Raw genomic sequence first — 14,812 nt, 5'->3', positions numbered from 1 at the left:
TAAAAAATATTATTAATATGTATTGTTACATAAATTTAAACAAATAAAATCAAAAAATCACTTCTCTTCTATTTCATTTCAATTATATACCACTAATATAAATATCTATTTATATGTAGATCATCTCATTTCAAACATATATTAAAACATCATGATCATAATGATACTTGAAATCCAGGATTTAAAAAATATTTATTAATATTTTTATAATTCAAAGGATATCCATTCCAATCATTAATTAAAGCCCCAGCTGATTTAGCGATAATATGCCCTGCAGCTGTATCCCAAATTTTAGTAGAAGAAAATCTAGGATAAAATTGAGCAATTCCTTCCGCTACCAAACAAAACTTAAATGAAGATCCAATATTAACAATTTTATAATTTTTTATATTTATTAAATAATTATTTAAAAGTTTCTGTTGATAAGCAGTAACGTTGCTTCTACTCATTACTATAATAGGATTTTTATAAATTTTATATTTATTAGAAAAAACATTTAATGATTCTAATTTTCCAGTGGAATTAACTTTCCATGCTTTATTATTACTTGATGCATATAATATATCATATACTGGAACATATACTACTCCTATTACAGGTTCACCATATTTAATAAAAGCAATATTCACTGTAAATTCCCCATTTCGAGATAAAAATTCCTTAGTGCCATCTAACGGATCAATTAACCAAAAATAATTCCATTTTTTACATTCTTCCCATACCGGAAGATGTTCTTCTGATATAACAGGAATATTAGGAGTTAATTTCTTTAAAAAAGATACAATTATTTGATGAGCGAATAAATCAGCATTCGTAACAAAAGACTGATCTATTTTTTTTCTTACATTTATTCTAATATGATTATTTATAGAATAAACTCTCATTATTTCCTTACCAGCTACACGAGCAATATAGCTAATTTGATCAATTATTTTACAATTATTTTTCATAATTACAGATTATATCTGTTTTTCTTTCCATCTTGAAAGTATTATTTTTTATATTTAACTTATTAAACTACAACATAAAATCAATTTTTTATATTAAATAAAATAATAAGTTTTAATTTGTTATAACTTAAATAAATCAATAATTACAATATAGATGTTTTTCTTCCTAGGAAGATACAGCAATTATTTTAACTATTAAATCAGCATATATATTATTATATATATGAATCTTAACTTTATACTCACCTAATGATTTAAATGAATTACAATCAATTAATCGAACTTGAGATTTATAAATCTTAAAACCTGATAATTCTGATATTGCTCTAGCAATTTCCTTTGACCTGATCGAACCAAAAAGTTTTCCTTGAATACTTGATTTAGCCGTCATAGTAATACTACCCAATTTATTTATTGATTCTGCATAAACCTCAGCTTCCATTTTTTTTTGGACGAGTTGATTCTCATAATTCAACTGATTTTCTTTAAATAATTCAATATTTCTTTTTGTAGCTAATATTGCCTTAGATTGAGGAATTAAAAAATTTCTTGCGTATCCTGATTTAACAATTATCTCAGACCCAGCAACACCTAAATTTTTTATATCATCTAATAAAATAACTTTCATCTTATATATCTCTATATATCATCAAATTTAATTGAACCCGTCTCATTAATAATATTTATTAATATCTATCGATATATGGTAATAAAGACAAATAACGTGCTATCTTTATAGCTCGAGCCAATTGTCGTTGATATTTTGAACATGTTCCTGTAATTCTACTAGGAATTATTTTTCCATTTTCTATTATGGAACTTTGTATACTAACAAGATCCTTATAATCAATATATACATATTTTTCTGCTGTAAATCGACAAAATTTCCGATGACGTACATAACGTTGAGCCATTTTCTTATTTTATATCTCCCATATATAAAATTACATTAATTTAATTGATAAATATTTATAATATTAAACTTAATTTATCTGATGTATTTCATTTATATTGCAATTTTTACTATCTTCTTTTTTATTCATCATAGGAGATGGATCAGTTTTCGCATGTTTAGTTTTAATTATGATATTTCTTAAAATCCTTTCATTGAATCGAAAAATATTACTTAATTCATTAAGAGTATTTAAAGAAACTTCTATATTCATTAAGACATAATAAGCCCTATTCAATTTTTTTATTGAATATGCTAATTGTCGATCTCCCCAATTCTCTACTCGATGAATCTTACCTCCAGAATTAATAATCATTTCGGTATAATGATCAATCATATTAGAAATATTGCTACCAAAATCAGGATGTACTATTAATACTATTTCATAATGACGCATGAATTTTTTCCTTTATTAACAAATTGTAGAATACTGTAAAATATATCCTTATACATATCTTCATCATATACAAATTATAATACTACGATTTAATTAAAAACAACCAGAAGTAACAAAGAATTTTCTATAAATAATACACATTGCCATTACAAACTATTATACTTTAAAATATCATATGTATATTCTTCATTCATACTGTATAAAAACTCACAATATAATAAATAAACATAGCACTATATCTGCTTTCTCTGTAATATTTATTATATACTACTTACACATTATTTACGATAACTACGACGTTGTCTTAGTACCTCAAATAAACATATTCCAGTAGCTACAGAAACATTCAAAGACGCTATTCTTCCTAACATAGGAATACTAATAAGTTCATTACAATTTTCTCTAATAATTCGACGTATTCCAGACCCCTCACAACCCATAACTAAAGCTAAAGGCCTAACTAATTTAGTATCAAAAATTACTTGATTAGATTTCTCTGATGTTCCTATAACCCAAATATCATGTTGCTGAAGTAACTTTAAAGTCCTTGATAAATTTGTCACTCTTAAAATAGGTATATATTCTGAAGAACCACTAGAAATCTTCCTTACCGTGCTATTTATAGGCGCTGAACGATTTTTAGGAATTATTACCATCTGTACTCCAGCTGCATCTGCTGATCTTAAACAAGCTCCTAAGTTATGCGGATCAGTCACCCTATCTAATATCAAAAAGAATGGAGTTCCATTACAGCATTGTAATAACTTTAATAAATCATTTTCTCCTAAGCAAAGCTTTTTAGGTATTCTACTAATTTCAGCAATAATTCCTTGATGCAAAAATCCAGACGATTTAATATCTAGCCAACGACGAGACTTTTCTTGTATTTTAATTTTTAAAATAATGCTACAATTAATCAAAAATTCTAATCTTGAATTTCTTGGTTTTTCAATAATAAATATTTTTAATACAAAATCTGGATTATTATCTAATATGGATCGTACTGCGTGTATTCCATATACTATTTCACTCATCTTATTTTTCTAATATAAACAAAATAACTTTAAATTAATAATTTCTCACATTACATCTATATATGACGATGTGCATAATATTAATTATATAACAATTCTATTTATTTAATTTTAAATACACATATTTCACATAAAAACAAAACTAATACAATACTTATTAGTTACTGTATTGTAACTAATATAGTGACCATAGTACAAATAAATTACATACATGAATTATAATTCCATGGATTTTTTACAATAATATTCATAGATCGATCTGATCCAGTAGAAATGATATATATTGGAATCCCTATAATTTCTTCGATTCTTTTAATATAATTTTTAGCTTCTATAGGCAGCTGATTAAATTCTTTAACGCCAGCCGTACTTCCATAAGTCCATCCAGGTAAACTCTCATATACTGGAGTAACACTTAAAATTTTCTCTAAAGAAGATGGAAAATGATATACTAACTCTCCACTTGAATATTGATATGCAACACAAATTTTAATTTTTTCTAACCCATCCAATACGTCAATCTTTGTCAAACACCCAGAATCAATAGAACTAATTCTAATAGCATGACGTACCAACACTGAATCAAACCATCCTGTTCTTCTACGTCTTCCAGTAGTAGATCCAAATTCTTTACCATGTACACACAACCAATCTCCTGTATTATTCAATAATTCGGTAGGAAAAGGACCATATCCAACTCTAGTAGAATATGCTTTTATTACTCCTACTACATAATCAATATAGTTTGGACCAATACCGGACCCTACCGTCGCACCTCCTGCAATGGTATTAGTTGAAGTTACATACGGATAAGTACCATAATTTAAATCTAATAAACTTCCTTGAGCGCCTTCAAATATAACATTCTCTCCTCTCTTGCGAGCATTTATTAATAACTCTGAAACATCTGTAATCATATTTATTAAAGCACCAGAAACTGACATAATTTCGTCTAAAATATTTTTATAATCAATAGGTTCTACATGATAATATTTCTCTAACTGAAAATTATAATAATCCGCTACATTTTTTAATTTATTCTCAAAATCTTTATAGTTATACAAATCACTTATACGCAACGATCTACGTGCTGCTTTATCTTCATAAGCAGGACCAATTCCACATCCAGTAGTTCCAATAATTGTATTATCAACAACCGACATATCTTCAGTAAAAGTATTAGATAACTTTTTTTCTCGTGCTAAATCTATTGCTACATGATAAGGTAATACCAAAGAACAAGATTCTGAAATAAATATTCGTTTATCTATGGAAATATTCAATTCTTTTAATTTTTCTATTTCTTTCATAAAAGCAATAGGAGATAATACCACCCCTCCAGCAATAATATTGATAACATTCTCATTAAGTATTCCAGAAGGAACAACATGTAAAGTTATTTTTTTACTATTTATAATAATGGTATGCCCGGCATTATTCCCACCTTGATAACGAACCACATATCTAGCTGTAGAAGTTAATAAATCTACTATTTTTCCTTTTCCTTCATCTCCCCACTGAGTTCCTAACACTACAATATTCTGTATCATTCTGTATTTTATTACCTGCTATTAAAATAATTAAACACTATATCATTTATTAATGCAATTTTATTGCATTAGTTCAAAGTAAATCAGTTCATCACATCAATCAGTTGTTTCTTAATATTATTCTAACACACTATATTTGATATATAGTAAATCTTATTTGTGTGAAGATATATTCTTTGGTGACCTCATAAAACGTAAAAAATCAGAATCTGAACTTAATACCATAAGATTATCATTGCTCTTAAAACTATTTTCATAAGCTTTCAGGGTACGTATTAATGAATAAAAATTAGGATCCTCATTAAAAGTTTTAGCATACAGCCTAGCAGTAGCAGCGTCAGCTTCACCCCTCATAATAAGAGCTTGACGCTTAGCTTCTGCCAAAGTCCGAGTAGCTTCATAGTCTGCTGTTGCCCTTAATTTTTCTGCTTCTTCTCTTCCCTGTGAACGATGTCTTCTTGCTACAGCATCTCGCTCTGCACGCATACGTTGGTAAATAGCATCAGATACCTCCGTTGGTAAATTAATTTGTTTAATTCTTACATCTATTATTTCAATTCCCAAAGCAGTCATACTATTTGGATTCATATATTCATAAGCATTATTATTGCACTGTGATTTTTTTGACATATTATATATGTTCGAATTTACATTATTCGATGAATATACATTATTATTCATCGAAGATTCTAATACTTCTTCTCCAGCGGTTCCATAATTTAAAGATATTCTCACATCTGTCATTAATTGATTTCGAGAATCAGTTACAATCCCTTGAACTTTTAATTTTCCTAATTCAGATCTTAATCTATCCGAAAACTTACGTTTAATTAAAACTTCTGCTTGCGCAACATCTCCTCCTCCAGTCGCTAAATAATAACGACCTAAATCACTGATACGCCATTTAATATATGAATCAATAATCAAATCTTTTTTTTCCATAGTAACAAAACGATCAGCTTGGTTATTCATAGTTTGAATTCTGGAATCAAAAATTTTCACTGTTTCTATTCCAGGAATTTTCATATGTAATCCAGGATAATAAATCAACGGATTTTTATCCTCATCTCTCAATACTTTTCCAAAACGCAATATTATCCCTCTATGTCCTTCTTGAATGGTAAATAAAGAGAAAAACAATACTGACAACACACATATTATAATAAATAATAACAAATTTCGTATCATTTACAACTCCACTCCTTGTCCCTGTCTAATAACATCAACACGTTTTGCCGCATTCAATTGGCGTTTATCCAAAAATCCCTCGGCAGAATTACTATTAATATGACTAGAAGGTAAATTATGTTCAGAATTAAATGCTGAAGAACTTTTTTTAATACTCATATTAGATTTTTTTTTATTAGAATTGTTTCCTAAATTACTACTAATACCATCTTTACGATCACTATTATTCAAGATCATTGGATCAGAATTAAGTAATAGTATATTATTAGTATTCTTTAAATCTACAAAAATTTTTTTAGTATTACTTAAGACTCGCTCCATGGAATTAATATACAATCTTTCTCTAGTAATATCAGGAGCAGCTTTATATTCTGGTAAAACCTTCAAAAACCTCTGTACTTCTCCGCGCGCCTCTAAAATCGTTCTAGCTTTATACGCACGTCCTTCTTCTAAAATTCGTTGAGCTTGACCATTAGCTTTAGGTTGTATCTCATTAGCATAAGCTTCAGCTTCACGAATATACTGTTGTTCATTTTCTCTAGCTGCAATAGCATCATCAAATGCAGCTTTCACTTCTTCTGGAGGTCGAGCAGTTTGAAAATTTACATCTAATAAACTGATACCCATATTGTATGGATAAATTGTTTTTTCTAAAATTCTTCTAGTGTCGCTACGTACTACCGTACGTCCTTCTGTAAGAATTCGATCCATATTATATTTTCCAATCACTCCGCGTAAAGCACTGTCAGTAGCTTGACGTAAACTATCATCTGCATTAATTACACTAAATAAATAATTTTTAGGATCAGTTACTCGATACTGTACATTCATCTCTACTCGAACTACATTTTCATCAGAAGTTAACATCATTCCAGATGCTGCTAATTCTCGAACTGACTCAACATTTACAGGTATTACGCAATCAATAAAATTAGGCTTCCAATTTAATCCTGGCTGTACTAAACAATGATATTTACCAAACCTTAAAATTACTCCTCTTTCTGCTTCTCTAATAGTATAAAATCCACTAACAGCCCATAAAATAATTGCCATTATCATTAAAATACTAACAATAATTAAAGGAGACATATTATTAGAAAATTCCTTATCATTATGATAACTACTAAATTCATTAGAAGTAAAAAACATCTTATTTAAATATTTGCATACATCAGAAATATTAAATTTTAATCTATTTTTACATTTAATTGCAAAATTTATAATAATTTTACTAAAAATATAATTGTGCCAACAATTATAAACATGTTTACACCAATATAAAAAACAATTACATATCATTTTATACCCCAAATTTATAATGCTTATATACCTTACTTTAAACCATTACATTATTCAAACAATATAACTAGATAAAGAACCGTAACATTTAGTTAAATAATTCCAATCCTTAAAAGATAAATGTACCTTCAATTTTGCAATATTCTCATTTTCATAACAAAATTTCTTAACTGCTTGTAATTTATATAACTCTTGATACAAACTACTATTTATTGGTACCATTAATTTTCGTGATATTATATGATTCGGCAATATTTCATCAATAGCTTGATTTAACAATTCTATACCTATACCATTATAAGCAGATAACCAAACTCGAATCGGATATCCATCGATATTTCGATCAATGTGAGGTTTTATTTTACCCATTAAATCAATCTTATTCATAACTAAAAGAATAGGAATATCCTGAACATTCATCTCCTTTAAAATATCATGAACTATATTAATATTTTGTTCAATTTTTTTACTAGATACATCTACCACATGTAATAATAAGGCTGATTCTGATGTTTCCTGTAATGTCGATTTAAAAGAAGTTATTAAATCTTTTGGTAAATTTTGAATAAAACCTACCGTGTCAACCAATATCATATGTGGTTTTCTTTTTTTCATAATTCTCCTAAATGTCGGATCAAGGGTAACAAATAATTTTTCAGCTGTATCTACATTTGCAGATGTCATTGAATTAAATAATGTAGATTTCCCGGCATTAGTATATCCTACTAAAGAAATAGTAGGAATTCCAACTTTAATTCGACGGTACCTATTTTGTTTTCTTTGATTCTCTATTTTTTTTAAATCTGATAAAACTCGAAATATACGTTTACTTAACAAACGACGATCATCTTCTAATTGCATCTCCCCTGGCCCTCCTCTGACTCCAATTCCACCTCTTTGACGTTCTAAATGATTCCATTCATGCGTTAAACGAGAGTTTAAATAACGTAATTGTGCTAATTTTACCTGTAATTTACCTTCATACGTACGTGCTCTATCAGCAAAAATATTAAGAATTAATTGATTTCTATCTATTATCTTACAACATAAAAATTCGGATAAATTACGTTCTTGATTAGGAAATAAAGTGCAATTAAATAAAACAATAGATGCTAAATGTTTCTTAACTATACATTCTAACTCTAATATTTTTCCTTTTCTAATAAAATATTTAACATCAATTATCCTTAAATTTTTAATAATTAGAGTGCTTGACACTTGAATTCCAGAAGAACATGCCAAATTCGAACATTCTTTAATATTCCAATTTATATCTTCTGATTTAGAAAGCATCACATAAACTAATATGGCTTTATTATCAAATTTGTTCAAATCAATTATACAACTCTATTCATACATATAACATAGATTTTAAATATTAATTTAAAAACACATTATTTTCTATATATAGAAAAATTACTTATCTGATTCGTTAAAGATGTTATTAAAATAATATACTCAATTAACTTCACTCCTTTTTAAAAAATTCTTATTGATATAATTACATCTATAATACATATCATGATACATGATTAAATACTAATCCAGTATAACATTACTTATAATATCACTCCACATATTAATTATTTCAATTAACATAAATACATTTTAATAATTATTAATTTTAACTAAAAACAAAAAATAAACTTAATTATAAAACCCTTATTGTCATAAATACATTATATTTACATTTTGTCTATATTTGTTGACATATTAGTCACACAAAAATATAAATAGATTTTTTAATCAAAACTATTCAAAATTTTATTTTTATTTCATAAAAATTAATATTATAAACAAACGAAATACATTAATTCACCTGTAATAAATTTTATATATCAATAAATTTCTGATGCAATATTATTAATATATCATTAACTGCTTTAGACTTATTATCACTATTTATCCAATGTAAATTAGGCCATGCTCGAAGCCATGTAAGTTGTTGTTTAGCTATTCTCTTAGTTTCAGAAATACTCTGATATATCATATTATTATACCCAATTTCACCTAATAAATACTGCCACATTTGACGATAACCTACGCAAGAAATTGATGATTTCAACTTTTTATCATGTAAATTTGATCTAGAAAATAACTCTCTTACTTCCTGTTCAAATCCCATTTCTAACATTTTATAAAAACGTTGCTCAATTCGATCATTTAAAATTTTTCTATTTGATGGCATCACAGCAAACTGCAACACCCTATTTTTTGAAATATAACAAGTAGATTGATGTTTTAATTCTGTCAAAGTCTTACCTGAAATTAAAAATATTTCTAGTGCTCTAATTATTCTATGATGATCATTTAAATGAATAATTCTAGATGATTCTGGATCAATATATCCAAGCATTTTATGCATGTTTATCCATCCTGTTCTTTGAGCAATGCATTTTAAATTATCACGAATATTTTGATCAGATCCTGGTAATTGAAATAACCCCTGTAATAAAACTTTAAAATATAACATACTCCCTCCTACTAACAAAGGGATGTAACCAGATTTAATAATTTCCTTTATTTCAAAAACTGCATCATGATAAAAATCTGATACAGAATAACAATCAGCTGGATCACGAATATTTATAAGTCTATGAGGAGCAATTTGTAATTCAAAACAAGAAGGTTTGGCTGTGCCAATATTCATATCTTTATATACTAAAGCTGAATCCACACTAATAATTTTTATTTTTAATTCTCTTTTTTGCAAAGCAATAGCCAAATTTGTTTTCCCAGAAGCTGTAGGGCCCATCAAAAAAATAATTTGCGGACAAGAAGTATCTTTATTCATTTATAACGACATCATTTTTTAATTTTTAATTGACTCAAAATTATAACATCTTTAATATAATTATTTATTACATAATAATAGACATTATATGTCTACATTACTTTATATAAAAAGTATATTTAATTTCAAAATTAAATAACGTATTATATTTTATTAAAAATATTTTATATATCTTCTTAATAAAATATTTGTTATACACAATTTGATATTCTATTTTTTTGATGCTGATGAGAAAACAAAAAATATGAACGTAACCCTGTATATAAAGCTTGTGCTATTTGTTCTTGATACTTGTCAGTTGAAAGCAATTGACCTTCTTTAAAATTACTAATAAACCCTGTTTCTACTAAAATGGATGGAATATCAGGAGATCGTAATACACCAAAACTAGAATACTCAGGCATATTTTTATGTAAAAAACCAATATTTTTTAACTGATGTAACATATGTACTGCAATATCATATCCAGCCTTTTGTGCATAACAAAACTGTAAATCTAATATTAAATATCGAAAATATGGATCATTTTGATAATGATTTAATATCTGTCCGACTCCTCCTAAAAGTTCTGCATATTTCTCTTTACATTTTAGCCAATGAATCGTTTCTATATGAGCTCTATTTTTAGATAAAACCCAAACTGAAGCTCCTTTAATATTGGATTTAGTAGAAGAATCCGCATGAATAGAAATCAATATATTTGCTTTCTTTTTTCTAGCTAAATCAGAACGATCCATAACTGATAAAAAATAATCCCCATTTCTAATCATAACAGCTTTAAATCTTAAATCCTTATCTAATAATTTCTTCAATTTTTTTGCGATATTGAAAGTAATATTTTTTTCGTACACTCCATAATAACCTGTAGCCCCTGGATCTTGACCTCCATGACCTGCATCAATAGCTACAATTATAGGTAATGATTGTTGCACTTGATCACCACCACTATTAGAACAACATTTAATATTATTGCTAATATTGTTGTTGTTAATTACTCTTACCGGACAATTGGTATCATTATCTATTATGGGTTTTGAAGACGCAGTAAGACACGATTTTTGATGTGTAGTAGAATTATTACATGCACTATGATGCATCATATTCAAACGAGATTCAATTGGCATTTTTTTTTCAATTTTTAAAATAACTCGATAATTTTTTTTTATTTTTTTTTGAACTACTGCCTTAATATCAGATAGATGATTTAAATCACAAACTATACGTGTACTATTCCCATTCACAGCAGAACTTGTACGAATACATTTAATTAAATTGTTTTTATTACAATTTACTGGAAATACATTTTTTTGTATATTTGAAATATTAAATAAATCTATCACTATTCTTTCTGGATTATGTAAATAAAAAATTGTATACATAGGAATAACACTGCAATATATAATCACTGTAGATTGATACGTATTGTTTTGTATATAAATAGAATTAAATACCGTCGAGGCATGAATTATATTGAAAAATAAATATTTAAATAAGATTAATATTAAAAACATTATTTTTTTATACTTTAACTTCATATTTAAAGCTTCCAGTATATAATGCATCATCTACTATTGTTTGCCCAAGACTACTAAAAGTGGTAATAACTACTTGCCGAGACTTCTCATACTTATAATACTTAACATGTATCGAAATATCTGGATCAGGTAACATATGAATTTCTGGTTTTGGCCATTCTATTAATAATATAGATTTTCCGTTAAAACAATCATAAATACCTGTACTTATTAATTCTTCCTTTGAATGTAATCGATATAAATCTATATGATAAATATGTTTATCAGATAAAGAATAAGACTCAATTAAAGTATACGTTGGACTTTTCACGTATTCTTTACATCCTAAAGCTTTTAAAAACCCCTTACATAAAGTAGTTTTTCCAGATCCTATACATCCATATAAGTAAAAAATACAATTTAACAAACAAACTTCAGCTAAAACAGATCCTAATAATAAAGTTTGAGATTTATCAAGTAAAACAAACACATATTGTTTCATTATTAATCAACATTATCATTAATATAATTCTATTAATTTTTAAATCATCAATTGTTAATATACTTTTATTTATATGTAAAAGTTATTTTTCTAACAAAAAAATAACTAAACCAACAATCTTAATGCACAAAAATATTTACATGTAATATCACTTTGATATTACATGTATCAATTATACAATAATCAAAAATACACATATAAGCGGGAAACGAGATTTGAACTCGCGGCCCCAACCTTGGCAAGGTTGTGCTCTACCAACTGAGCTATTCCCGCTTACTCTTATTATATTAGATAAAAACTTTTATATTACATGTATATAATATTCCAGATTGTAATAATGTTGTTTCTCATGCATCATTATCAAAAACAATACCCACCCAACATATTAACGTAATTTTTATCTATAAAAATAAATCACATTTACACACATATATAAAAATTAATATTCAAACCTTAATGATTTTTGTAATTTATAAAACATTCACGATAATACAATAATTCTTCAATTGATCTACGAATATCTTCTAAAGCGCGATGAGTTTTTTTATTTAATTTTAATCCTGACATTAAATCTAATCTCCATCTAATCATTAATTCTTTAATCGTACTAACATCTAAATATCGATGAGTAAAATAAGCCTCTAATTGAGGCATATATTTAATTAAAAATCTACGATCTTGAGCAACACTACTGCCACATATAGGGGATTTTTTAGAAGATATCCAGTTTTTTAAAAACTTTATAGTTAAACTGGATGCATCATCTTCATTTAACTGACTAGAACGAACTTCTTTTAATAAACCATTCGCATCATGAGTACTTATATTCCATGAATCCATTGCTGATAATTGCAAATCATTTTGATGAATCACTAAATTTGGCCCTTCTGATAAAATATTCAATTCACTATCAGTGATCAATGTAGCTATTTCAAGAATACGATCCCTCTCTGGATTTAACCCAGTCATTTCTAAATCTATCCAAATTAAATTTTTATCCATACATAATATATATTCTGATTAATTGTACTCATGCATATTAAATAATTAAATAACACCATCTAAAATAAAACTCAGTTATCAAACAATTTAAACAATCAAACACAATTGAAAATTATTATTACTAATAATATATAATATATAACATTTTTTCAATTACTTTTAATTCTAAAAAAGATCAGTTAACTAAAATAAACATATATTTAAAACAATTCAATTAAGCACTTAAATAAACATTACCAATATGAGCAAGTACTATTTATTAATAATACTTTATGTAAATAAATAACTTAAATACAAGTTATCTAATAAATTAACATTTTATTTTCCAAAAATAAAACGGCACATCATATTTATTTTATGATAGAATACAATTTTGATATTAATTACTATTATGAATAATTTAACGAATTAAATTATATACATGTAATTTTATTGCTAAAGTTTAACACCATGAAAATTTAAATTTTCAAGAAAAAGATACTTCGTTAATTAAAATTGAATTAAATAAGAATATCTTGAAAATTATATTAAATTAATATAAATTAACTTCATACTTACATTAGGTATGATAATATGTCCGAAAAAATACAAGTTATACTACAATATTTGTTGCCAAAAAAATGGATTACTTATTTAGCAGGATTAGGAGCATCTTTAAAAGGAGGACTAATAACTCAGTACTCCATTAGATTGTTTATTAAATTTTATAATATAGATCTAAAAGAATGCTCTAATCCAAACATAAATGATTATGCAACATTTAATGACTTTTTCGCTAGAAAATTCGATATAAGTTCTAGGCCTATTAATAGAGACCCAGATACTTTAATAATACCTGCAGATGGAATAATATCTCAAATTGGTAAAATCAATGATACTCATCTTTTCAAAATCAAAAATTGTTCTTATTATTTAGATGAATTACTCGCAGGACACGACACAATAATTGATTATTTTAAAAATGGGAATTTTAGCATCATATATATACCTCCTCAGAACTGCCATCGGGTTTATATGCCTTGTACCGGAACATTGAGAGAATTATTATATATACCAGGAGAACTGTTTTCTGTACATCCTAAAATTTTCAAAAATATCCCCAATATTTTATCTAGAAATGAAAAAATAATCTGTTTGTTTGATACAAAATTTGGGTATATGGCTCAAATTTTGGTAGGAGCTGCAATGGTTGGTAGCATTGAAACTACATGGTGTGGAACAATCATTCCTCCTAGAACAGGAATGGTCAAACATTGGCACTATCCTCCTTTAGACAACAATAATAAGAAAATGACTACGACTGATAATAATGCGCCTGTTATCTTATCTAAAGGAGAAGAAATGGGTATTTTTAAGTTAGGGTCTACTGTTATTAATTTATTTAATGGCGATACAGTATTTTTAAATAATCAATTAAAACAAAATGATACTGCTAGGATTGGAATGTCTTTAGCTCAAGGAAAACAATTGTCATAAATAAATAATTGAATATATGCAGAGCGCAAACATATTTTACAAACAGAACATCAAGAAATCTTTAAAAACAAATAAGATTTCTTGATGTTCTGTTTGTATTTACCTCTAGTATTTATAACATGTAATTTAATAACTCTATTTATCAAATTATAGC

Annotated in this window: 14 protein-coding genes and 1 tRNA gene; 1 reads left to right on the top strand and 14 read right to left on the bottom strand. The window is 26.6% G+C overall.

What is annotated here, in order from left to right; all coding sequences use genetic code 11:
- Positions 1–155: 155 nt before the first annotated feature.
- The 14 genes from cysQ to orn all read right to left on the bottom strand — a co-directional run bounded on the left by cysQ (position 156) and on the right by orn (position 13,182).
- The gene (cysQ, locus tag Bpudo544_RS00445) at positions 156–932 is read right to left on the bottom strand and encodes a 3'(2'),5'-bisphosphate nucleotidase CysQ (RefSeq protein ID WP_500825601.1); all 777 of its coding nucleotides are present in this window, start codon (positions 930–932) and stop codon (positions 156–158) included.
- A gap of 184 nt (positions 933–1,116) precedes the next feature.
- Positions 1,117–1,578, bottom strand: a complete 462-nt coding sequence (gene rplI, locus Bpudo544_RS00440; RefSeq protein ID WP_500825398.1) for a 50S ribosomal protein L9 — start codon at positions 1,576–1,578, stop codon at positions 1,117–1,119.
- Between the two features lie 58 nt (positions 1,579–1,636).
- Complete coding sequence (gene rpsR, locus Bpudo544_RS00435) at positions 1,637–1,864, bottom strand: 30S ribosomal protein S18 (RefSeq protein WP_500825397.1); 228 nt, start codon at positions 1,862–1,864, stop codon at positions 1,637–1,639.
- Positions 1,865–1,933: 69 nt separating this feature from the next.
- Positions 1,934–2,299, bottom strand: a complete 366-nt coding sequence (gene rpsF, locus Bpudo544_RS00430) for a 30S ribosomal protein S6 (RefSeq protein ID WP_500825396.1) — start codon at positions 2,297–2,299, stop codon at positions 1,934–1,936.
- A 278-nt stretch (positions 2,300–2,577) separates the two neighbouring features.
- Positions 2,578–3,333, bottom strand: a complete 756-nt coding sequence (gene rlmB / locus Bpudo544_RS00425; protein WP_500825395.1) for a 23S rRNA (guanosine(2251)-2'-O)-methyltransferase RlmB — start codon at positions 3,331–3,333, stop codon at positions 2,578–2,580.
- Positions 3,334–3,536: 203 nt separating this feature from the next.
- Entirely contained in the window at positions 3,537–4,883 is a 1,347-nt protein-coding gene (locus Bpudo544_RS00420) for an adenylosuccinate synthase (RefSeq protein ID WP_500825394.1), read from the bottom strand.
- Positions 4,884–5,036: 153 nt separating this feature from the next.
- Positions 5,037–6,071 (bottom strand): protease modulator HflC, encoded by a 1,035-nt coding sequence (gene hflC, locus Bpudo544_RS00415; protein ID WP_500825393.1) that lies wholly within the window; start codon positions 6,069–6,071, stop codon positions 5,037–5,039.
- Entirely contained in the window at positions 6,072–7,370 is a 1,299-nt protein-coding gene (gene hflK, locus Bpudo544_RS00410; RefSeq protein WP_500825392.1) for an FtsH protease activity modulator HflK, read from the bottom strand.
- 54 nt (positions 7,371–7,424) lie between these two features.
- Positions 7,425–8,702 carry a ribosome rescue GTPase HflX gene (gene hflX, locus Bpudo544_RS00405; protein WP_500825391.1) on the bottom strand — a complete coding sequence of 426 codons (1,278 nt, stop codon included), beginning with the start codon at positions 8,700–8,702 and terminating at the stop codon, positions 7,425–7,427.
- A gap of 499 nt (positions 8,703–9,201) precedes the next feature.
- A complete protein-coding gene (gene miaA, locus Bpudo544_RS00400; RefSeq protein WP_500825390.1) occupies positions 9,202–10,164 on the bottom strand; it encodes a tRNA (adenosine(37)-N6)-dimethylallyltransferase MiaA in 963 nt (320 codons plus the stop codon).
- Between the two features lie 191 nt (positions 10,165–10,355).
- The gene (locus Bpudo544_RS00395; protein WP_500825600.1) at positions 10,356–11,675 is read right to left on the bottom strand and encodes an N-acetylmuramoyl-L-alanine amidase; all 1,320 of its coding nucleotides are present in this window, start codon (positions 11,673–11,675) and stop codon (positions 10,356–10,358) included.
- Between the two features lie 7 nt (positions 11,676–11,682).
- Positions 11,683–12,180 carry a tRNA (adenosine(37)-N6)-threonylcarbamoyltransferase complex ATPase subunit type 1 TsaE gene (gene tsaE, locus Bpudo544_RS00390; protein WP_500825389.1) on the bottom strand — a complete coding sequence of 166 codons (498 nt, stop codon included), beginning with the start codon at positions 12,178–12,180 and terminating at the stop codon, positions 11,683–11,685.
- Between the two features lie 200 nt (positions 12,181–12,380).
- A tRNA-Gly gene (locus Bpudo544_RS00385) sits at positions 12,381–12,453 on the bottom strand.
- 180 nt (positions 12,454–12,633) lie between these two features.
- Complete coding sequence (gene orn / locus Bpudo544_RS00380; RefSeq protein WP_500825388.1) at positions 12,634–13,182, bottom strand: oligoribonuclease; 549 nt, start codon at positions 13,180–13,182, stop codon at positions 12,634–12,636.
- A gap of 573 nt (positions 13,183–13,755) precedes the next feature.
- Here orn and asd point away from each other — a divergent pair.
- Positions 13,756–14,658 carry an archaetidylserine decarboxylase gene (asd, locus tag Bpudo544_RS00375; RefSeq protein ID WP_500825387.1) on the top strand — a complete coding sequence of 301 codons (903 nt, stop codon included), beginning with the start codon at positions 13,756–13,758 and terminating at the stop codon, positions 14,656–14,658.
- The last annotated feature ends 154 nt before the right edge of the window (positions 14,659–14,812 follow it).

The sequence above is a fragment of the Blochmannia endosymbiont of Camponotus pudorosus genome, from assembly GCF_059934925.1.
This window is presented reverse-complemented; position numbering and strand designations above follow the sequence as displayed.

Coding starts and splice junctions, on each gene's coding strand:
- Bpudo544_RS00420 (WP_500825394.1), bottom strand. CDS start 4,883: ATGATACAGAATATTGTAGTGTTAGGAACTCAGTGGGGAGATGAAGGA.
- asd (WP_500825387.1), top strand. CDS start 13,756: ATGTCCGAAAAAATACAAGTTATACTACAATATTTGTTGCCAAAAAAA.
- hflK (WP_500825392.1), bottom strand. CDS start 7,370: ATGATATGTAATTGTTTTTTATATTGGTGTAAACATGTTTATAATTGT.
- rpsF (WP_500825396.1), bottom strand. CDS start 2,299: ATGCGTCATTATGAAATAGTATTAATAGTACATCCTGATTTTGGTAGC.
- tsaE (WP_500825389.1), bottom strand. CDS start 12,180: ATGAAACAATATGTGTTTGTTTTACTTGATAAATCTCAAACTTTATTA.
- orn (WP_500825388.1), bottom strand. CDS start 13,182: ATGGATAAAAATTTAATTTGGATAGATTTAGAAATGACTGGGTTAAAT.
- Bpudo544_RS00395 (WP_500825600.1), bottom strand. CDS start 11,675: ATGTTTTTAATATTAATCTTATTTAAATATTTATTTTTCAATATAATT.
- rpsR (WP_500825397.1), bottom strand. CDS start 1,864: ATGGCTCAACGTTATGTACGTCATCGGAAATTTTGTCGATTTACAGCA.
- rlmB (WP_500825395.1), bottom strand. CDS start 3,333: ATGAGTGAAATAGTATATGGAATACACGCAGTACGATCCATATTAGAT.
- hflC (WP_500825393.1), bottom strand. CDS start 6,071: ATGATACGAAATTTGTTATTATTTATTATAATATGTGTGTTGTCAGTA.
- rplI (WP_500825398.1), bottom strand. CDS start 1,578: ATGAAAGTTATTTTATTAGATGATATAAAAAATTTAGGTGTTGCTGGG.
- miaA (WP_500825390.1), bottom strand. CDS start 10,164: ATGAATAAAGATACTTCTTGTCCGCAAATTATTTTTTTGATGGGCCCT.